The 18,174-nt window shown below is 64.0% G+C and carries 18 protein-coding genes and 2 tRNA genes; 7 read left to right on the top strand and 13 right to left on the bottom strand.

Going from position 1 to position 18,174, the window contains the following annotated elements; translation table 11 throughout:
• Positions 1 to 3: 3 nt before the first annotated feature.
• Together ACXHGZ_RS08155 and ACXHGZ_RS08150 are read right to left on the bottom strand one after the other, a co-directional pair.
• On the bottom strand, positions 4 to 1,428 hold the full coding sequence (locus ACXHGZ_RS08155) for an OprD family porin (RefSeq protein ID WP_480463230.1): 1,425 nt from the start codon (positions 1,426 to 1,428) through the stop codon (positions 4 to 6).
• A gap of 11 nt (positions 1,429 to 1,439) precedes the next feature.
• The gene (locus tag ACXHGZ_RS08150) at positions 1,440 to 2,381 is read right to left on the bottom strand and encodes a pirin family protein (protein ID WP_480463229.1); all 942 of its coding nucleotides are present in this window, start codon (positions 2,379 to 2,381) and stop codon (positions 1,440 to 1,442) included.
• A 255-nt stretch (positions 2,382 to 2,636) separates the two neighbouring features.
• On the opposite strand from ACXHGZ_RS08150, the gene ACXHGZ_RS08145 reads away from it, so the two are divergent.
• Positions 2,637 to 5,195, top strand: a complete 2,559-nt coding sequence (locus tag ACXHGZ_RS08145) for an excinuclease ABC subunit UvrA (protein WP_480463228.1) — start codon at positions 2,637 to 2,639, stop codon at positions 5,193 to 5,195.
• On the opposite strand, the gene ACXHGZ_RS08140 is transcribed toward ACXHGZ_RS08145, so the two are convergent.
• Entirely contained in the window at positions 5,185 to 6,075 is an 891-nt protein-coding gene (locus ACXHGZ_RS08140) for a LysR substrate-binding domain-containing protein (protein ID WP_368829115.1), read from the bottom strand. The two genes, ACXHGZ_RS08145 and ACXHGZ_RS08140, sit on opposite strands and share 11 nt — an antisense overlap.
• Before the next feature lie 112 nt (positions 6,076 to 6,187).
• Here ACXHGZ_RS08140 and ACXHGZ_RS08135 point away from each other — a divergent pair, with 112 nt between their 5' ends.
• A complete protein-coding gene (locus ACXHGZ_RS08135; protein ID WP_480463227.1) occupies positions 6,188 to 6,910 on the top strand; it encodes an FMN-dependent NADH-azoreductase in 723 nt (240 codons plus the stop codon).
• A 78-nt stretch (positions 6,911 to 6,988) separates the two neighbouring features.
• Here ACXHGZ_RS08135 and ACXHGZ_RS08130 read toward each other — a convergent pair.
• Positions 6,989 to 7,065, bottom strand: a tRNA-Val gene (locus tag ACXHGZ_RS08130).
• 204 nt (positions 7,066 to 7,269) lie between these two features.
• Here ACXHGZ_RS08130 and ACXHGZ_RS08125 point away from each other — a divergent pair.
• Positions 7,270 to 8,553 carry an NAD(P)/FAD-dependent oxidoreductase gene (locus tag ACXHGZ_RS08125; RefSeq protein ID WP_480463226.1) on the top strand — a complete coding sequence of 428 codons (1,284 nt, stop codon included), beginning with the start codon at positions 7,270 to 7,272 and terminating at the stop codon, positions 8,551 to 8,553.
• A 113-nt stretch (positions 8,554 to 8,666) separates the two neighbouring features.
• Here the strand turns inward: ACXHGZ_RS08125 and ACXHGZ_RS08120 are convergent, their stop codons facing one another.
• A complete protein-coding gene (locus ACXHGZ_RS08120; RefSeq protein WP_480463225.1) occupies positions 8,667 to 9,341 on the bottom strand; it encodes a peptidase C39 family protein in 675 nt (224 codons plus the stop codon).
• Between the two features lie 213 nt (positions 9,342 to 9,554).
• Here ACXHGZ_RS08120 and ACXHGZ_RS08115 point away from each other — a divergent pair, with 213 nt between their 5' ends.
• Positions 9,555 to 9,731 (top strand): hypothetical protein, encoded by a 177-nt coding sequence (locus tag ACXHGZ_RS08115; RefSeq protein WP_172402976.1) that lies wholly within the window; start codon positions 9,555 to 9,557, stop codon positions 9,729 to 9,731.
• 304 nt (positions 9,732 to 10,035) lie between these two features.
• Here ACXHGZ_RS08115 and ACXHGZ_RS08110 read toward each other — a convergent pair whose 3' ends face one another.
• Positions 10,036 to 10,788: a TerC family protein gene (locus tag ACXHGZ_RS08110; protein ID WP_084855628.1), complete on the bottom strand. Its 753-nt coding sequence runs from the start codon at positions 10,786 to 10,788 to the stop codon at positions 10,036 to 10,038.
• A gap of 26 nt (positions 10,789 to 10,814) precedes the next feature.
• Positions 10,815 to 11,054, bottom strand: coding sequence for a hypothetical protein (locus ACXHGZ_RS08105; protein ID WP_480463224.1), 240 nt, complete (start codon positions 11,052 to 11,054; stop codon positions 10,815 to 10,817).
• A gap of 135 nt (positions 11,055 to 11,189) precedes the next feature.
• On the opposite strand from ACXHGZ_RS08105, the gene nhaR reads away from it, so the two are divergent.
• From nhaR to ACXHGZ_RS08090, 3 genes are all read left to right on the top strand, one after another.
• Positions 11,190 to 12,083: a transcriptional activator NhaR gene (gene nhaR, locus ACXHGZ_RS08100; RefSeq protein WP_480463223.1), complete on the top strand. Its 894-nt coding sequence runs from the start codon at positions 11,190 to 11,192 to the stop codon at positions 12,081 to 12,083.
• 102 nt (positions 12,084 to 12,185) lie between these two features.
• Complete coding sequence (gene sstT, locus ACXHGZ_RS08095; RefSeq protein ID WP_084855631.1) at positions 12,186 to 13,397, top strand: serine/threonine transporter SstT; 1,212 nt, start codon at positions 12,186 to 12,188, stop codon at positions 13,395 to 13,397.
• A 205-nt stretch (positions 13,398 to 13,602) separates the two neighbouring features.
• A complete protein-coding gene (locus ACXHGZ_RS08090) occupies positions 13,603 to 13,773 on the top strand; it encodes a hypothetical protein (protein WP_480463222.1) in 171 nt (56 codons plus the stop codon).
• Between the two features lie 174 nt (positions 13,774 to 13,947).
• On the opposite strand, the gene ACXHGZ_RS08085 is transcribed toward ACXHGZ_RS08090, so the two are convergent.
• The 6 genes from ACXHGZ_RS08085 to ACXHGZ_RS08060 form a co-directional block, all read right to left on the bottom strand.
• Positions 13,948 to 14,023, bottom strand: a tRNA-Gly gene (locus tag ACXHGZ_RS08085).
• A 64-nt stretch (positions 14,024 to 14,087) separates the two neighbouring features.
• Positions 14,088 to 14,648, bottom strand: a complete 561-nt coding sequence (pgsA, locus tag ACXHGZ_RS08080; protein WP_480463221.1) for a CDP-diacylglycerol--glycerol-3-phosphate 3-phosphatidyltransferase — start codon at positions 14,646 to 14,648, stop codon at positions 14,088 to 14,090.
• Positions 14,649 to 14,681: 33 nt separating this feature from the next.
• A complete protein-coding gene (uvrC, locus tag ACXHGZ_RS08075; protein WP_480463219.1) occupies positions 14,682 to 16,505 on the bottom strand; it encodes an excinuclease ABC subunit UvrC in 1,824 nt (607 codons plus the stop codon).
• 6 nt (positions 16,506 to 16,511) lie between these two features.
• Positions 16,512 to 17,150: a response regulator transcription factor GacA gene (gene gacA, locus ACXHGZ_RS08070; protein WP_084855634.1), complete on the bottom strand. Its 639-nt coding sequence runs from the start codon at positions 17,148 to 17,150 to the stop codon at positions 16,512 to 16,514.
• 58 nt (positions 17,151 to 17,208) lie between these two features.
• Positions 17,209 to 17,592 carry a helix-turn-helix domain-containing protein gene (locus ACXHGZ_RS08065; RefSeq protein WP_480463218.1) on the bottom strand — a complete coding sequence of 128 codons (384 nt, stop codon included), beginning with the start codon at positions 17,590 to 17,592 and terminating at the stop codon, positions 17,209 to 17,211.
• A gap of 142 nt (positions 17,593 to 17,734) precedes the next feature.
• Positions 17,735 to 18,169, bottom strand: coding sequence for a GNAT family N-acetyltransferase (locus ACXHGZ_RS08060; protein ID WP_480463217.1), 435 nt, complete (start codon positions 18,167 to 18,169; stop codon positions 17,735 to 17,737).
• Positions 18,170 to 18,174 lie beyond the last annotated feature (5 nt).

Below are 18,174 nucleotides of genomic sequence, written 5' to 3'. Positions count from 1 at the left end.
CCGTCAGAACAGGCTGATCGGGTAGTCGACAATCAGCCGGTACTCATCGGCGCTGGAGTTGCCCCGGGTATTGCCCGGTGCGGTATAGCCACCCCCTTCGCGATGGGACGCCCAACGCAGGGTCAACGACAGGTCCTTGGCCGGGCCCGACGGCACCTGGTACTTGAAGGCAAGGTCACGCTCCCAGTGTTTGGCGTGCTTGCCATCGGGGTTGTAGATATAGCCATAGCCGATGCTGCCAGGGTCGACCCGGGTCAGGTCCGCCTCGCCTCGGGTGTAGGTCGCGATGAACTGCAGCGAGGGCGCCCCGAGCAGCGCCAGGTTCGTTTCGTACTGCAGCCGCCAGGACTTTTCGCCCGGGCCATTGAAGTCGGCGAACTGCTGGGAATTGCTCAGGTAGAGGAAGATCCGGTCGTTCTGGGTGATGTAGTCGAACGGCGTACGGCCATCGACCTTCTGCAGGCCCAAGCTCAAAGTCTGGCCATAGGCCGTCGCACTGATACCGCCGCTGTAGGTGTCATTGTCGATGGCGCCCAATTGGCTACGCCCTTCGTCCCGGGTCTTGTAGTAATGCAGGTAGGGCTTGAGCACGAGCACATCATTGACCCGAAACACGTGCGAGATTCCCAGGTAGTACTGGTTCCACATGTCCTCGAGCTGGCCACCGTAGGCCGTCAGCTGCAGCCCTCGAGGATGGTCGTAGACACCCCCGACCCAGCCGATATGCGGGCTTTCGCGGTCTGCGGCCACGCCTGCACGGTTGCGCGCGCCATAGGCCGTGACCAGGTGGGAATGGCCGCTCTGGTTGCGCAAGCGTGTGGACTCGACGAACCCCGCATCCAACCACAGGCCCTGGACGCTATGGTTCTTCAGAGTGACGCCACGGTACGACTGAGGAAACAGCCGGCTCGTCCCGCTCGCCACGATCGGCGTCTCGACCAACTGGTCGCCCGCCTTCACCAAGGTGTCGTGGTACCTGAGCTTGAGCGCCGCACCGGCACTGGAAAACTCATCCCCAGGCCTGAGCGAGGCGTCCAGCGGGAGCAGGCCAGCGCCGCCACTGCCGCCGCCGCCATCGAGCTTGACCCCGAGGAAGGCATGGGCGTCTACGCCCACCCCGACCGGCGTATCGGTGAAGCCGGATCTGAACGAAAACAGAAAACCCTGGGCCCACTCCGTCGGGTCGCGGCTGACCAGGTCGGAGTGGTTATCGCGCTGGAAATAGTAATTCCTGACCAGTGCATCCAGGCGTGCGCCTTCGACCAACCCAGGCGCGATGCCGAGCTCCACCGCCTGCCGTTCGTTGATACCGGTGAAGATGGTGTCCTTCTGGCCCAGGGCGTTATCGGCCTGGGCCGGTGAAGCCAACACCAGGCCCAGGCTCAACGGGGCGAACAGCCAGCACTTGCCAAGCGCACGAGCCGCCATCGCCGAGCGCCTCATGCTTGCCAGGGAATGGCCGGCGCGGTCAGGCGCGGCCCATCGAAACCGCTGACCTCGCCAAACCTGGCACCACCCCGCTCCCATTCTTCCTGGGCCTGGGCGATCTCGGCCTTGCTGTGGCCGACGAAGTTCCACCACAAGAAGATTTCCTCCTCGAACGGCAAGCCGCCCAGCACAATGGCACGTGCGCCGGCAGAAGCCTCAAGGTCGAGGGTGTCCAGGCCGCGTCCAAGGTAGGCGAGCTCGTTTTCGCCGAATACTTCGTCATTGACCCGCCACTGCCCGCTCAAGGGCAGCACGCCATATTCATACCGGGCATCCAGGGCAAGCCCGGTATCCACTGCGCTCTGAGCCACCAGGTCCAGGCCTACCAGAGGCGAGAAAATGCACGTAGGCGCCTTGTACTGGTCGAATGCCCCGGCCAATAGGGTCAGCTCCAAGCCATCGACCCGCCATTTCGGCAGGTCCGCATAATGGTTGAAGGCCGGCGGGCGCTCCCGTGCCGCGTTCGGTAACGCGATCCACAACTGTACGGCATGCAACCGATCCTGCCCCTCGAGCGATTCCTCGGTATGCGTGATCCCGTATCCGGCAGTCATCAGGTTCACCTGGCCGGGACGGATCACCTGGGTGTTGCCCAGGCTGTCGCGATGCAACACCTGACCTTCGATCATCCAGGTAAAGGTCTGCAGGCCGATGTGTGGGTGCGGCCCTACGCGCAAACCATGATCCGACGCGAAGACCGCCGGCCCGGCATGGTCCAGGAAACACCAGGCGCCAATCATTCGCCGGTGCCGAGAAGGCAACAGGCGGCTGACGGGAATGCCGCCGCCGACTTCGGCACTGCGCGAAGTAATCCGCTGGATCGCCCGGACCCCATCGTTGATCGGACAATCGCGCGAGGGCGACAACTCACTGTGGGTTTCGTGGGTGCTCATGTACTGCTCCTGTGGCGTGCAAGCCGCATGTGCCTGCGAAAGGTGCGGCCATTCGCCTTGCAACGGCTCCGACCCTATACAGTAGATGCCCAACGGGCCCCGCGGTAGATCGACACATCACCCTTCAGCGTTCCATTTGGTGAACACCCACGCCCACGAAAGGGCGCTCCTCGTCTCGCCATTGACGGCCTGGGGTAGGCGCGCCAGAGGGTTATTGGCTAACGTAGACCTTTTTGCCGCATACCGAGCCCCTCCATGACCCAGAAGCTGTCTTCACCCACCGGTGCCCCCTGCGTCCCGACCGAAGACGGCTACGTCGTGGTGCGGGGCGCCCGTGAACACAACCTGAAGGACGTGGATGTAGCCATCCCGCGCAATGCGCTGGTGGTGTTTTCCGGGGTGTCCGGCTCAGGCAAGTCTTCGCTGGCCTTCGGCACGCTGTACGCCGAGGCCCAGCGCCGCTATTTCGAGTCGGTGGCGCCCTACGCCAGGCGCCTGATCGACCAGGTGGGTATTCCGGACGTCGATGCCCTCGAGGGCCTGCCGCCGGCGGTCGCGTTGCAGCAACAGCGTGGGGCGAGCAATGCGCGCTCTTCGGTCGGCAGCGTGACAGGCCTGTCCAGCCTGGTGCGGATGATGTACTCACGCGCTGGCAGCTACCCGCCCGAGCAGCCCATGCTGTATGCCGAGGATTTCTCGCCGAACACCCCACAGGGAGCCTGCCCGGCCTGCCATGGCCTGGGCCACGTGTATGAAGTCACCGAAGCGACCATGGTACCTGACCCGACCCTGAGCATCCGCGACCGGGCCATCGCCGCCTGGCCACCGGCCTGGCACGGACAGAACCTGCGCGACATCCTGGTCACTCTCGGCTACGACGTGGACCGCCCCTGGAAGGACCTGCCGAAGAAAGACCGCGAGTGGATCCTGTTCACCGAGGAAACACCCACGGTGCCGGTGTATGCCGGGCTGTCCCCCGCCGAAACCCGCGAAGCGCTCAAGCGCAAGCTCGAGCCCAGCTACATGGGCACCTTCACCAGCGCCCGGCGCTATGTGCTGCATACCTTCGCCAATACCCAGAGCGCCCTGATGCGCAAGCGCGTGTCACGCTTCATGGAGGGCCAACCCTGTGCCACCTGCGGCGGCAAGCGCCTGAAGCCCGAGGCGCTGTCGGTGACTTTCGCCGGGGTGGATATCGGTACCCTGGCGCACATGCCGCTGGACCAGGTGGCAGGCCTGCTCGAACCGGCCAGTCGCGGCGAGGCCAACAGCCACGACGCGCTGTCGGCAGAAAAACAGCTGGCCGCCCGGCGCCTGGCCGAAGGCGTACTGGGTCGACTGCGCACCCTGCAACACCTGGGGCTGGGCTACCTTACCCTGGACCGTGCCACGCCGACCCTGTCGACAGGCGAGCTGCAGCGGCTGCGCCTGGCCACCCAGTTGAGTGCGCTGCTGTTCGGTGTGGTCTATGTGCTCGACGAACCCTCGGCAGGCCTGCACCCGTCCGACAGCCAGGCGCTCTACGACGCCCTCGACCGCCTGCGCGACGCCGGCAACTCGGTGTTCGTGGTTGAGCACGATCTGGAACTGATGCGTCGCGCCCAATGGCTGGTGGACGTGGGCCCGGATGCCGGTGAACGCGGCGGACGGGTGCTCTACAGCGGCGCCCCGGCAGGCCTGCGCGAAGTGGCCGGCTCACACACCGCCCGCTACCTGTTCGACCAATCGCCCGCACCTGCCAGCCGAGCCCGTGTGCCCACGGGTTGGTTGATCCTGAACAACATTCATCGCCACAACCTGACGGGAGTCGATGCCCGTATACCGCTGGGCGTACTCACCGCGGTCACCGGTATCTCCGGCTCCGGCAAGTCGAGCCTCGCAGCCCAGGCGTTGCCAGAGCTGATGCTGCTGCATCTTGGGCACGAGCCGGAAACCGACAATAGCGACGCTGCGCCCGAAGGGCCCACGGTGATCGAGCGCACCCGCGGCCACCTGGGCGGCGACGTGGATGCCGTACAGCGCGTCGTACAGGTGGACCAGAAGCCGATCGGCCGCACCCCACGCTCGAACCTGGCCACCTACACCGGCCTGTTCGATCCGGTCCGCAAGCTGTTCGCCGCCACCACCGAAGCCCGCCGCCGCGGTTACGACGCGGGCCGCTTCTCGTTCAATGTGGCCAAGGGCCGTTGCGATACCTGCGAAGGTGAAGGCTTCGTCAGCGTCGAGCTGTTGTTCATGCCCAGCGTCTACGCACCCTGCCCCACCTGCCATGGCGACCGCTACAACGAAGACACCCTCGCGATACGCTGGCACGACCGCAGCATCGCCGACGTGCTGCGCATGACCGTCGAGCAGGCCTGCGACTTCTTTGCCGGTGAAGACGCCGTGCTGCGCTCGCTGCAGGTGCTGCGCGAAATCGGCCTGGGCTACCTGCGCCTGGGCCAGCCGGCCACCGAGCTGTCCGGCGGCGAGGCGCAGCGCATCAAGCTGGCCACCGAGCTGCAACGCAGCCAGCGCGGCCGCACCCTGTATGTACTCGACGAACCCACCACCGGCCTGCACGTGGCCGATGCCGACCGTTTGATGGCGCAATTGCAACGCCTGGTCGAGGCCGGCAACAGCGTGGTGATGATCGAACACGACATGCGCATGGTGGCGCAGGCCGACTGGGTCATCGACATCGGGCCAGGCGCCGGCCACGCCGGCGGGCGCATCGTGGCAGCCGGCCCCGCACATGAGGTGGCCCGGGCTCAGGGCAGCCGCACGGCACCTTACCTGGCCCAGGAACTTGCACGCGGCGCGACTAAGCGCTGACGGAGCCCGCCACGTCCATCAACCAGGCATGCACCAGCGCCGCCGCTTCCGACAGGGGGCGGCGGTCGGTATTCAGCAGGTGATAGGACATACCCTCCAGCACCGGCTCGTCTGCCACCTGCAACACGCCCATGCGCAGTTCTTCCTCGACCAGCAGCACGCTCAACAGCGCCACGCCCTGCCCGGCCACGGCAGCCTGGATGGCATGGCTTTCCTCGGAATAGCGTATGCCCGTCGACATGTCTCCGGCCGCGCGCCCCTTCGCCCGCGCCCAGGCGCGCCATGTGAGGTCCAGCGCTTGCGGCCGATGCCAATCGAAATGAATCAAAGGCCATTGCGCCACATCCTTGCCAACCCGAGCGAGCAGGGCCGGGTTGGCGACCGGCGCAAAGCGGTCTTCGAGCAGCAACCTGGCCGTGACACCCGGGTAGCGGCCGTGCCCATAGCGGATCGCCAGGTCGACGGTTCCACTATCCAGATCGACCGGCGCGTTGGACGCCAGCACATGCAGGTCGATCTGCGGATGCGCGTGCTGGAACGCCGCCAGCTTGGGCACCAGCCACTTGGTGGCGAACGCGGGCGTCGCCGACAAGGTGACCGACGCCCGGCGAGGCCTGCGTATCTGCTCCACTGCACCGGCCATTGCCTGGAACCCGCTGCTCACCGCCGCGGCCAATACCAGCCCGTCTGCCGTCAGCTCGACCGCACGCACCTTGCGCACGAACAGCGGGCGCTCGAGGTCATCTTCCAGCACTCTGATGCGGTGGCTGATCGCCGTCGCGGTCACGGCCAGTTCATCGGCAGCCTTCTTGAAACTGCGCAGCCGCGCTGCCGCTTCAAAGGCTCGCAATGCACTCAGGGACGGAAGACGAATGGCCATTATGGATGACTCCAGATCATCTGTTGACTGAACAATCATCGTTTGTAGCCCGAGAGCTTTCAACACAGACTCCTCATCAATGAACAAATGTCATCCATAAGGAGCCTTGCCCATGACCACGCTTCTACACATCGATGCCAGTGCCCGTCCGGGCGCATCCGACACGACGCCCCACGGCTCGCATACCCGGCGACTGAGCGCACGCTTCGTCGAGCAGTGGATTGCGCGCCACCCAGATACGAACGTGATCTACCGTGACGTGGGCCAGCAGCCCCCTCCCCCTGTCTCCGGTCGCTGGATACATGCGGCGTTCACCCCCGAAGCCGCACGCCAGGACTGGATGCACGAGGTATTGCGCACCAGCGACATGCTGATCGACGAACTGCTTGAGGCCGACCTGATCGTGGTCGGCGTGCCGATGTACAACTTCGGTCCGCCGGCACAGTTCAAGGCCTATATCGACAACATCGTGCGCGTGGGGCGCACCTTCGGCTTCGACCGCAGCCGCCATGGCGAGCCCTACTGGCCCCTACTGGCCGAGGCCGGCAAGCGTCTGGTAATCCTGTCGTCACGGGGAGACTACGGCTACCAGGCGGGTGGGCGCCTGAGCGAGCGCAACCATGTCGAGGCCTCGATCCGCACGGCGTTCGCCTACATTGGCGTGACCGATACCCATGGTGCGTTCATCGAATACGACGAGTTCGGTGACGAGCGCCTGGCGGAATCGATCAGGCAGGCGCAGGCGAATGTGGACCGGTTGGTGGAGAAGCTGGGTAGCGGTTCACCGTCTCCCGCCCCCACCTTGGCCTCTCTTGAGACGGGTGTACCGGCGTAAAAACGACAGCTGAAAAAGCAAAAAAGGGCGACCCTTTCGGATCGCCCTTCTCACGCCCGGAAAACCGGGGCTTTTGTTTGGTAGGCACAATTGGACTCGAACCAACGACCCCCACCATGTCAAGGTGGTGCTCTAACCAACTGAGCTATGTGCCTGTCGATGTGGGCGCATTCTACGCGTTCCAAAACGGCTGTCAACTGTTTTTTTCACGCTAACCCACTGAATCCTAAAACTATTTAGCGAAAGGAGCCTGCCCAGGGGCCGAGTAAAGGATTTTCAACGGACGACTAGCGGGTGTTTATTATTATTGATAGCATCGGTACATTCGTTAAAAATATAAAACACGAGGTTTCCTTAGCATGGCCAACACCCCCTACCCCCAGTCCTACTACGCCGCCTCGGCCAACCCGGTGCCGCCACGTCCGGCGCTGCAGGGTGAGGTGGAGACCGATGTCTGCATCATCGGCGCCGGCTACACCGGCCTGTCCAGCGCCTTGTTCCTGCTGGAGAACGGCTTCAAGGTGAGCATCGTCGAAGCGGCCAAGGTCGGCTTCGGTGCGTCGGGCCGCAACGGCGGCCAGATCGTCAACAGCTACAGCCGCGACATCGATGTCATCGAACGCACCGTCGGTCCCAAGCAGGCACAACTGCTGGGCCAGATGGCCTTCGAAGGCGGCCGCATCATCCGTGAGCGCGTGGCCAAGTACAACATCCAGTGCGACCTGAAGGACGGCGGTGTCTTCGCCGCCCTCACCGCCAAACAGATGGGCCACCTGGAGTCGCAAAAGCGCCTGTGGGAGCGTTTCGGTCACACCCAGCTGGAGCTGATGGACCAGAAGCGTATCCGTGAAGTGGTGGCCTGCGACAACTATGTCGGCGGCATGCTGGACATGAGCGGTGGCCACATCCACCCATTGAACCTGGCCCTGGGCGAAGCCGCCGCAGTCGAGTCGCTGGGCGGCATCATCTATGAACAGACCCCGGCCGTACGCATCGAGCGTGGCGCCAACCCGGTCGTGCACACCCCGCAAGGCAAGGTGCGCGCCAAGTTCATCATCGTCGCTGGCAACGCCTACCTGGGCAACCTGGTGCCGGAACTGGCCGCCAAGTCCATGCCATGCGGCACCCAAGTGATCACCACCGAGCCGCTGGGCGAAGAACTGGCTCGCACCCTGCTGCCCCAGGACTACTGCGTCGAGGACTGCAACTACCTGCTCGACTACTACCGCCTGACCAGCGACAAGCGCCTGATCTTCGGCGGTGGCGTGGTGTACGGTGCCCGTGATCCGGCGAACATCGAGGCGATCATCCGTCCGAAGATGCTCAAGGCCTTCCCGCAGCTCAAGAACGTGAAGATCGACTACGCCTGGACCGGTAACTTCCTGCTGACCCTGTCGCGCCTGCCGCAGGTCGGCCGTATCGGCGACAACATCTACTACTCCCAGGGCTGCTCCGGCCATGGCGTGACCTACACCCATCTGGCGGGCAAGGTGCTGGCCGAAGCCCTGCGCGGCCAGGCCGAGCGCTTCGATGCCTTCGCCGGCCTGCCGCACTACCCCTTCCCGGGTGGCCAGCTGTTGCGCGTGCCGTTCAGCGCGCTGGGTGCCTGGTACTACAGCCTGCGTGACCGCCTGGGTATCTGATTGTCGCCTGCCTAGGCCCGACCTCGGCGCTTCGGCGTCCCGGACAAGCCCGCCCCTACAGGCCGATCCAAGATCCTGTGGGGGCGGGCTTGCCCGCGATGAGGCCAGCGCGATTACTGCCCGACGCTGCGAACGGCCTGCTTCGCCGCGATCTCCTGGCCCGCCCTGGCCAGCTCATCGGCCGCCTGCAGCCAACGCTGCCGGTCCACCTGGGCCGGCAGTTCCCGCGGTGGCTGCACCAGCACCGCCCAATTCCCCTCCTTCGCCCACGCAGCTTCGAAGTCATCGAACGCCATCAACTGGCGACGCTGCATCCCCGAGCGCAACAGCACGCGCTGCTTGTAGCTGTCATAGCCGATCAGCACCGCATAACGCGGTTCGCTCCACCAGGCCGCCCCCTCCTCGTAGCGCAGCAGCACCGGATTGCCTGCCGCCACCTGGGTCAGCAAGGCATCCAGGCGTTTGTCCAGGGGATAGACCACCATGCCATATTCACGGGCCACCTTGGGAATGCGCTGCCCCAGCGCATCGGCGCCCTGCGGCAGGTTCAAGGGCTTGTCCAGCAGACCAGGGGTCACCACTACGCCCTGTTGCGACAGCAGTGCCGCCAAGGCCATGGCGCCGCTGTGGTTGGCCTTGCCACGGTAGAACGGCATGCTGCTGATCTCGACCCGCTGCGGCAGCCCCTTGGCGATCGGCGACGGGCCGCCGGCGCAACCGGCGAGGCTGGTGGCGACCAGGCAAGCGGCCAGCAGGCGGCGTGTGGAAGTGAAAGTTCGTTGCAACATGGACACTCGCTTGTTCCTCGCCAGGCAGGCAGCGCCCGGCCCCGGGCTCCGATCATAGGCCTGGCGCGTGCCTGGGTATAGCCCGGGGCCTGCTTGGAACGAAACGGCCCAAGGGAATAGACCTTCGGTCAATGGAACGTCACGGGCTGCGAGCTAGACTAAAGCAGTGTCTGGAAGGCGAGCCCCGCGCCCGCCCGAGAGAAGGAGGCACATATGAGCCTGACTATGGCAATCCTGATGCTGGTGGGAATGTGGCTGAGCGTCGCCGCCGCCATGCTGTGGGGTGTATTGCGCATCGTGCGCCGCCACGCCCATCACCACCTGCCGCCACAGACCCCGCCCAAGCCACAACCTGCGCGTCATGCGCGGCGCCATGCAGGGGCGCACTGACCGGGTGATCTCGGGCTGCCATGCAGCCCTATCACGACACAAGGCCGCTGCCACAGGTACAACACACCCCTTCGTGCTGTACCTGTGACAGCGGCCTCGTGTCGCGAAAAGGGGCGCCATGCGCCTAACGCCAGTCAGTTAAGCCTTATCGGCTGCATTTGGGGCTGCTTCGCAGCCCATCGCCGGCAAGCCGGCTCCCACAGGTTCCACTGTGTCTACAACAGCAGCGCAGGACAGGTGGGAGCCGGCTTGCCGGCGATGGGGCCTTAACTGACAGGCATTCCGCCATGCGCCCCTTCTTGCATCAGCCTTCGGCAGCCTCACGCTTGAGCCGCGCCCGACGCGCCATGATGTTGAGCACTTCGATCGCCGTCGAGAATGCCATCGCCGCGTACACATACCCCTTCGGTACATGGGCACCGAAGCCTTCGGCGATCAGGGTCATGCCGATCATGATCAGGAAGCCCAGGGCCAGCATCACCACGGTCGGGTTGTCGTTGATGAACTTGGCCAGCGGGTCGGCCGCCACCAGCATCACCACCACGGCACTGATCACGGCGATGATCATGATCGGCAGGTGCTCGGTCATGCCCACGGCGGTGATGATGCTGTCGATCGAGAAGACGATGTCGAGCATCAGGATCTGGCCGATCGCGGCGGCGAAGCCCAGGGTCACGGTCGAGCCGGCCTTGGCTTCTTCCTTGGCGCCGTGAGGGTCGACGTTTTCATGGATTTCTTTGGTCGCCTTCCACAGCAGGAACAGGCCACCGGCAATGAGGATCATGTCCTTCCACGAGAAGCTGTGGCCGAACACGTCGATCACCGGCTCCGTCAGCTGGACGATCCAGGCCACGGTCGAAAGCAGCGCCAGGCGCATGACCAGCGCCATGCTGATACCGATGCGTCGCGCCTTGGAACGGTAGGCCTGCGGCAGCTTGTTGGTCAGGATGGAGATGAAGATCAGGTTGTCGATGCCCAGCACGATCTCCATGGCCACCAGGGTGGCCAGGGCAACCCAGGCGGCGGGGCTTGCAGCCAGTTCCAGCAAATATTCCATTATCAAATCCTTTCAGCGGGCCGGGCTCAGATGCCCTGGGTCTTGTCTTGGTTGGCGTCGGCCTTGGGCTGGGTACCCTCAGGGTGAAGGGTATCGCTCAGGGCTTGCTGGGCAGCCTCGTTGGTCTTGTCGATGGCCTGTTTGGCCGACTCGGCAGCCTGGTTGAGCATCTGCTGGGCGGATTTCTCGGCCTGGTCGCAGCCTGCCAGGCTGAACAGGGCCAAGGCCAGCACCAGCGGCGTACCAATGGATTTGAGTTGCAACATGGGGTCCTCGCTTGTCGATATCCCGGCGGCGCACGAAACGCCTGATGGGGTCGCATTCTAAAGACCGCGATACATCAGGAAAATTCGTATTTTCAGCGGTTATACTTCGGTTTTTACGAACAGAGACCCCAGCGGATGCTCAACTACCGCCAACTCCACTACTTCTGGGTGGTGGCCAAGACCGGCAGCATTGCCCGCGCCAGCGAGCAACTGAACCTTACGCCACAGACCATCAGCGGGCAGATCAGCCTGTTCGAGCAGACCTACGGCCTGGAGCTGTTCCAGCGCGTCGGCCGGCAACTGGAGTTGACCGAAACCGGCCGCCAGACCCTGGGCTACGCCGAGCAGATGTTCCAGATCGGCAGCGAACTCGAAGCCCTGCTGCGGGCCGGCCCCCAGGAGCAGATCCTGTTTCGCGTAGGCGTGGCCGACGTGGTACCCAAGTCCATCGTCTACCGCTTGCTGGCCCCGACCATGGAGCTGGACAACGTGCTGCGCATCAACTGCCGTGAAGACAAGCTCGAGCGTCTGCTCGCCGACCTTGCGATCCAGCGCCTGGACCTGGTGATCTCCGACAGCCCTATGCCCAGCCATCTGGATATCAAAGGCTATAGCCAGAAGCTCGGCGAATGCGGCCTGAGCTTCTTCGCCACCCCGGCACTGGCCGACCAGCACGACCAGCCCTTCCCCGCCTGCCTGGATGATGCGCCCTTGCTGATTCCCGGCCAGGAAACCGTGCTGCGCAGCCGCCTGCTGCGCTGGCTGGCGGAACAGCACGTACAGCCACGCATCATCGGTGAGTTCGACGACAGCGCATTGATGCAGGCCTTCGGGCAGTCCGGTAGCGGTATATTCGTCGCGCCCAGCGTGATTGCCGAGGAAGTCTGCCGACAATATGGGGTGCGCCTGATCGGCCAGACCGAAGCGGTGAACGAGTCGTTCTATGCCATTTCGGTGGAACGCAAGGTGACCCACCCCGGGATCGTGGCCATCACCGAGGGGGCGCGGCGGGAGCTGTTCCATTGGTGATCCATGATATCCCCACTCGCCGGCAAGCCGGCGATGGGTTCGGAACAGGCCTACACCGTCTGTGCTAAAGTGGCCGGTTTTACAAGAACGAGATTCTGCTGCATGACCCCCGTCCTTCGCTTCATCAACCGCACCAGCCTGGTGACGCAGATTTGCATCGGCCTGGTGGCCGGTATCGCAATCGCTTTGCTGTCACCCGCCACGGCGATCACGCTGGGCTTCCTGGGCAAGCTCTTCGTTTCAGCGCTCAAGGCCGTGGCGCCGATTCTGGTGTTCATTTTGGTAATGGCCTCGATCGCCAACCACAAGCACGGCCAGGAAACCCACATCCGCCCTATCCTGGTGCTGTACCTGCTCGGCACCTTCGCTGCAGCCGTGGTGGCCGTGGTCGCCAGCATGGCCTTCCCGTCCCAGTTGGCCCTGCGCGCCAGCGAAGCCGCGCTCACGGCACCGGGCGGCATCAGCGAGGTGCTGCAGAACCTGGTGCTCAGCGCCGTGGACAACCCGGTCAATGCCCTGTTGAACGGCAACTTCATCGGCATCCTGACCTGGGCCGTCGGCCTGGGCGTAGCACTGCGCCACGCCGGCCAGACCACCCGCACCGTAGTGGAAGACCTGTCCAACGGCGTCACCCTGATCGTGCGCATGGTCATCCGCTTCGCGCCACTGGGGATTTTCGGCCTGGTGGCCGCGACTTTGGCCGAATCGGGCCTGGACGCCCTGCTCGGCTACGCGCACCTGTTGGCCGTGCTGATTGGTTGCATGCTGTTCGTGGCCCTGGTGGTCAACCCACTCATCGTCTTCTGGAAGATCCGCCGCAACCCCTACCCCTTGGTGCTGATGTGCCTGCGCGAAAGCGGCATCACCGCCTTCTTCACCCGCAGCTCGGCGGCCAACATCCCGGTCAACCTGGCCCTGTCGGAAAAGCTCGGGCTGCATGAGGACACCTACTCGGTATCGATCCCCCTGGGTGCGACCATCAACATGGCCGGTGCAGCCACCACCATCACCGTCCTCACCCTGGCTGCCGTGCACACTCTGGGCATCCCGGTGGACCTTCCCACCGCAGTGCTGCTCAGCGTAGTGGCGGCCGTGTGCGCCTGCGGCGCCTCGGGCGTGGCCGGCGGCTCGCTGTTGCTGATCCCCCTGGCGTGCAGCCTGTTCGGCATTCCCAGCGAAGTCGCCATGCAGGTGGTGGCAGTCGGCTTCATCATCGGCGTGCTGCAGGATTCGGCAGAGACTGCGCTCAACTCGTCCACCGACGTGCTGTTCACTGCCGCGGCCTGTATGGGCGAGGAGCGTCAGCGGGCCTGACGTGCCCACAGGCACGCGCCTTCCGGCACTGCATCAAGGACGGATGCAGTGCCACACCCTCCTACCTTGAAGCCAAGCGGCCGCACCCTGCGGGACCAATCGGCCATTTCAGATGGATGGACTGCCATCCTCCCCAAATTCGGCTGCGTAATTGGAGCCCGAGCGTTATCGTTGAGGCCTCACCTCAACTGCCAGGGAGGCAGCCATGACCACTCTTTTCCGCCTGAGCTTGACGCTGCTGATCGTCGGCATGATCCTGGGCGATATCGTGCTTGCCACTGTAGGGCTGTGCGGCGTGTGTGGCCTGGCTGTCTACAACACCATTCAGCAGGACGCGCAGGCAGAACCGCCGGCCGAGTCGGACTTTATTGCGTAACGGAACAGAAGAGAACCAGGGCAAGCCCATGAGGACGCCCGGCATCGCGACAGCGCCTTGTGCGGCTGTGCAATGGAGCCTGACGGCAAGCCCTGCTGAAAAATCGCAGGCATAAAAAAAGAGGCCATCAGGCCTCTTTTCCGGTGACCCTACAAGAACTTGAAGGATCGAATTTGGAGCGGGAAACGAGACTCGAACTCGCGACCCCGACCTTGGCAAGGTCGTGCTCTACCAACTGAGCTATTCCCGCGTCGTGATGGCTGCCATTTTAGCGATCTGCCAAACGACGTCAACCCCTTGATTCAAAAAAACTTTTACTTCTGCTCGCTGCCTTCGCGCAGGTGCGGCCAGGCAGCGACCAGGTAGTGGACCATCGACCACAGGGTCAGACCCGCCGCCACCAGCAGGAGCGCATAACCAAGCACCACCCAGGCGTTGAGCACCGGCGGATTGGCCAGCAGGATCACCAGCGCCAGCATCTGCGCGGCGGTTTTCCATTTGCCAAGGTTGGACACCGCCACATGCGCCCTCGCGCCGAGCTCGGCCATCCACTCGCGCAGGGCGGAGACAACGATCTCACGGCCGATGATCACTGCGGCCGGCAGGGTCAGCCAGAAGTTGGCATGCACCTGCACCAGCAACACCAGGGCCACTGCAACCATGAGTTTGTCTGCCACCGGGTCGAGGAAAGCGCCGAAGGGCGTGCTCTGCTGCAGGCGACGGGCCAGGTAGCCGTCGAGCCAGTCGGTGGCGGCAGCGATGGCGAACACCGTGCTGGCGGCGATATAGCTCCAGTGATAGGGCATATAGAACAACAGGATGAAGATCGGGATGAGCAGGACGCGAAGAACGGTGAGCAGGTTTGGAATATTCATCGGCACGACTGGCTGCAGGTTGAGGGTGGCATTCTACTCGCTATGCAGGCTGGCATAAATCGACTCGGCAAGCTTTTTACTGATGCCTGGCGCCTTGGCAATTTCGTCGATGCTGGCGCGGTTGAGTTCCTGCAGGCCGCCGAAATGTTTCAGCAGGTCGCGGCGGCGCTTGGGCCCTACCCCGGCTACATCCTCCAGGCTCGAGGTGCGACGGGCCTTGCCGCGGCGGGCACGGTGGCCGGTGATGGCGAAGCGGTGGGCTTCATCACGGATCTGCTGGATCAGGTGCAGCGCTGGGGAGTCGCCCTTGAGGGTGAACTCATGAGCCACGTCGTTGAGGTACAGGGTTTCGAAACCAGCCTTGCGGGTCACGCCCTTGGCCACGCCAAGCAAGGTCAGGTCGGTCAGGGCCAGTTCCTGCATGACCTCGCGCGCCATGTTCAGCTGCCCCTTGCCGCCGTCCACCAGGAGCACATCCGGCAGCTTGCCCTCGCCGTCCTTGATGCGTCCGAAGCGCCGGGTCAGCGCCTGGTGCATGGCAGCGTAGTCGTCGCCGGCAGTCACGCCCTCGATGTTGAAACGGCGGTAGTCGGACTTGAGCGGGCCCTCGGGGCCGAACACCACGCAGCTGGCCACGGTGGCCTCGCCGCTGGAATGGCTGATGTCATAGCACTCCAGGCGTTGGGGCACTTCGTCCAGGCCCAGCACCTGGGCCAGGGCCTCGAAGCGGGCAGCCATATGCTGGCGGTTGGCCAGGCGAGCGTTGAGGGCTTGCTCGGCATTGGTGACCGCCAATTGCTGCCAGCGAGCCCGCGTGCCACGTACCCGATGGCTGATGGCCAGCTCACGGCCCCGCAGGGTCTGCACGGCCTCGGCGAGGGCGTTAAAGTCCTCGTGGGTCACGTTGACGATCAGCTCGCCCGGCAGTTCACGTTCGGCATTACCCAGGTAGTACTGCGACAGGAAGGCGGCCATCACCTCGGCCACGTCTTCCTCGATACCCACTTGGGGGAAGAAGTTCTTGCTGCCCAGTACCCGCCCGCCCCGCACGCTGATCAGGTGCACGCAGGCACCGCCCGGGTTGACGAAGGCGGCCACCACGTCAACGTCGCCCGAGCCACCTTCCATGTACTGCTGATCCTGGACACGGCGCAGCAAGGCGATCTGGTCGCGCAGTTCGGCCGCCCGCTCGAAGTTCAGGGCCATGGCGGCCTTTTCCATTTCCGCATTGAGCTCGTTGCCCAGCTGCTGGCTGCGGCCTTCGAGGAACATCACCGAATGGCGCACGTCCTCGGCGTACTCCTCTGGCGCCACCAGCCCCACGCATGGGCCCTTGCACCGCTTGATCTGGTACTGCAAGCACGGCCGGGTGCGGTTGGCGTAGTAGCTGTCCTCGCATTGGCGCACCGAGAAGGCCTTTTGCAGCAGGCTCAGGCTTTCGCGGATAGCGCCGGCGCTGGGGTATGGGCCGAAGTAGCGCCCCTTGGTTTTCTTGGCGCCACGGTGAATGCCCAGGCGTGGGAATTGGCCGTCAGACAAGAACACGTAGGGGTAGGATTTATCGTCGCGCAGCAGAATGTTGTAGGGCGGCCGCCACTCCTTGATCAGTGTCTGCTCCAGCAGCAACGCCTCGGTCTCGTTGGCGGTGATGGTGGTCTCGACCTGGGCGATGCGCCCCACCAGTGCAGCGGTCTTGGGCGCCAGGCCGGTCTTGCGGAAGTAGCTGGCCAGGCGCTTCTTGAGGTTCTTGGCCTTGCCCACGTAGAGCAGCCGCGCCTCGGCGTCGAACATCCGGTAGACACCGGGGCGACCGCTGCAGGTCGCCAGGAAGGCGCTGGCATCGAAAAGTTGTGACATGAAGATTTACAGGTTCGCGTCAACCATACCGTGGCGAACGGCCAGCAAGGTCAGTTCGACGTCGCTGGTGACCGAGAGTTTTTCGAAGATCCGATAACGGTAAGTATTGACGGTCTTGGGCGACAGGCACAACTTGTCCGAGATGATCTGCACCTTCTGGCAGCCGACGATCATCAAGGCGATCTGGATCTCCCGCTCCGACAGCGCATCGAACGGCGAGCCCTGGGGCTGGAACGACTTGAGCGCCAATTGCTGGGCGATCTGCGGGCTGATATAGCGCTGCCCGGCAAAAGTCAGGCGGATGGCCTGGACCATTTCATCCAGGCCCGCGCCCTTGGTCAGGTAGCCGGCAGCGCCGGCCTGCATCAGGCGCGTGGGGAACGGGTCGTCCTCGCACACGGTCACCGCGACTACCTTGATGTCCGGATGGCTGCGCAACAGCTTGCGGGTCGCCTCCAGGCCGCCGATCCCTGGCATTTTCACGTCCATGAGGACTACGTCCGGCTTCAGCTCGCGAGCCAGCTTGAGCGCCGACTCGCCGGAATCCGCTTCACCGACTACCTGCAAGCCGTCGATATCGGCCAACATGCGGGTGATGCCAGTACGCACCAGATCGTGATCATCGACCACCAAGACCCTAATCAAGCAGACACCTCGTCAATGGGGCGATTGGATCCCGCCACCTTAACAAACTTTCCCGCCGCTAACCTAGTTCGAAAAGTGCCTGCCGGTCCATCTTGCGCATTCTCGGCGCTTCTCGCTCACCCACCCCGACGGACAGGCGGCTCAACAGATGTCGTACCGCGGCCTGGTCTGCCTCGGGCAGGCGCCGGAAGATCCCCAGCAGGCGGTCTTCCTCGAGGGTGAGGCTGGCCAGGGGAGCAGGCGTATGCACACCGCTGAGCACGTAGAGGGCATCCACGCCTCGGTTCGCCAAGGCAGCCAGATAGTCGACCCGAGGCGTACGCTCGCCGCTTTCATACTTGCCTTGGGCATTGGGCTCGACGCCGCCGATCTCGCCGAACACCCGTTGGGTCAGCCCCAGACGCTCACGCTCCTCCCGCAGGCGCGGGCCAAATCCATTCATGCGACTCCCTTCCTCTTGTCCTTCGACTACGATGCAGCGCGACCTTCGAGTGAATGGTCGACAACCCAGATGGCACTATGCCTTTTAGGATCCAATCTGTGCAAGCCATCGTTGGGCTATCAGTCAGAAATTGCCCGACCAGTCAGCCACCAATCGTGCGCTGCATCCGGACGAAGCATTCGTCCTCGCCCATTTCGACGAAGCCGTGTCGGCTGTACAACCTACGGGCCGGATTGCTGCGGAACACCATCAGCCGCAGCAATGGCAGGTGCCGCTGGGCCGTCCAGCCGGCCAAGGTCTCCAGCACCCAGCCACCTACGCCTTGGCCACGGTATTCAGGCAGCAAGTGCAGCTCGCGGATGAACAAGGCCTGGCGATCCTGGCTGAGGCTGCAGTAGCCCAGCAGGCGCTTCCCCTCCACCACCAGCCATTGCTCGCGCCAGTGCCAGGCTTCGTCGAAGGCTTCCTCGATCCACAGCAAGTCGAACTCGCGGTAGTAAGGCAGCATGGCCCGACGGGTCAGGTCCCGGGCGAAGGTGCATTGGGCATCGCTGGCCGGGGTCAGTTCAAGGGGCATCGGCA

It is taken from the genome of Pseudomonas shiyinii (assembly GCF_056725765.1).
The sequence above is the reverse complement of the archived record's forward strand: the minus strand, read 5'-3'. Positions and strand labels throughout refer to the sequence as shown.

Excerpts from the sequence above, each read along its gene's own strand:
- ACXHGZ_RS08145 (WP_480463228.1), top strand. The coding sequence starts at position 2,637 with ATGACCCAGAAGCTGTCTTCACCCACCGGTGCCCCCTGCGTCCCGACC.
- ACXHGZ_RS08115 (WP_172402976.1), top strand. The coding sequence starts at position 9,555 with ATGAGCCTGACTATGGCAATCCTGATGCTGGTGGGAATGTGGCTGAGC.
- ACXHGZ_RS08065 (WP_480463218.1), bottom strand. The coding sequence starts at position 17,592 with ATGAATGGATTTGGCCCGCGCCTGCGGGAGGAGCGTGAGCGTCTGGGG.
- ACXHGZ_RS08120 (WP_480463225.1), bottom strand. The coding sequence starts at position 9,341 with ATGTTGCAACGAACTTTCACTTCCACACGCCGCCTGCTGGCCGCTTGC.
- ACXHGZ_RS08105 (WP_480463224.1), bottom strand. The coding sequence starts at position 11,054 with ATGTTGCAACTCAAATCCATTGGTACGCCGCTGGTGCTGGCCTTGGCC.
- sstT (WP_084855631.1), top strand. The coding sequence starts at position 12,186 with ATGACCCCCGTCCTTCGCTTCATCAACCGCACCAGCCTGGTGACGCAG.
- ACXHGZ_RS08125 (WP_480463226.1), top strand. The coding sequence starts at position 7,270 with ATGGCCAACACCCCCTACCCCCAGTCCTACTACGCCGCCTCGGCCAAC.
- ACXHGZ_RS08150 (WP_480463229.1), bottom strand. The coding sequence starts at position 2,381 with ATGAGCACCCACGAAACCCACAGTGAGTTGTCGCCCTCGCGCGATTGT.
- ACXHGZ_RS08110 (WP_084855628.1), bottom strand. The coding sequence starts at position 10,788 with ATGGAATATTTGCTGGAACTGGCTGCAAGCCCCGCCGCCTGGGTTGCC.
- uvrC (WP_480463219.1), bottom strand. The coding sequence starts at position 16,505 with ATGTCACAACTTTTCGATGCCAGCGCCTTCCTGGCGACCTGCAGCGGT.
- ACXHGZ_RS08090 (WP_480463222.1), top strand. The coding sequence starts at position 13,603 with ATGACCACTCTTTTCCGCCTGAGCTTGACGCTGCTGATCGTCGGCATG.
- ACXHGZ_RS08135 (WP_480463227.1), top strand. The coding sequence starts at position 6,188 with ATGACCACGCTTCTACACATCGATGCCAGTGCCCGTCCGGGCGCATCC.
- pgsA (WP_480463221.1), bottom strand. The coding sequence starts at position 14,648 with ATGAATATTCCAAACCTGCTCACCGTTCTTCGCGTCCTGCTCATCCCG.
- ACXHGZ_RS08140 (WP_368829115.1), bottom strand. The coding sequence starts at position 6,075 with ATGGCCATTCGTCTTCCGTCCCTGAGTGCATTGCGAGCCTTTGAAGCG.
- ACXHGZ_RS08155 (WP_480463230.1), bottom strand. The coding sequence starts at position 1,428 with ATGGCGGCTCGTGCGCTTGGCAAGTGCTGGCTGTTCGCCCCGTTGAGC.
- ACXHGZ_RS08060 (WP_480463217.1), bottom strand. The coding sequence starts at position 18,169 with ATGCCCCTTGAACTGACCCCGGCCAGCGATGCCCAATGCACCTTCGCC.
- nhaR (WP_480463223.1), top strand. The coding sequence starts at position 11,190 with ATGCTCAACTACCGCCAACTCCACTACTTCTGGGTGGTGGCCAAGACC.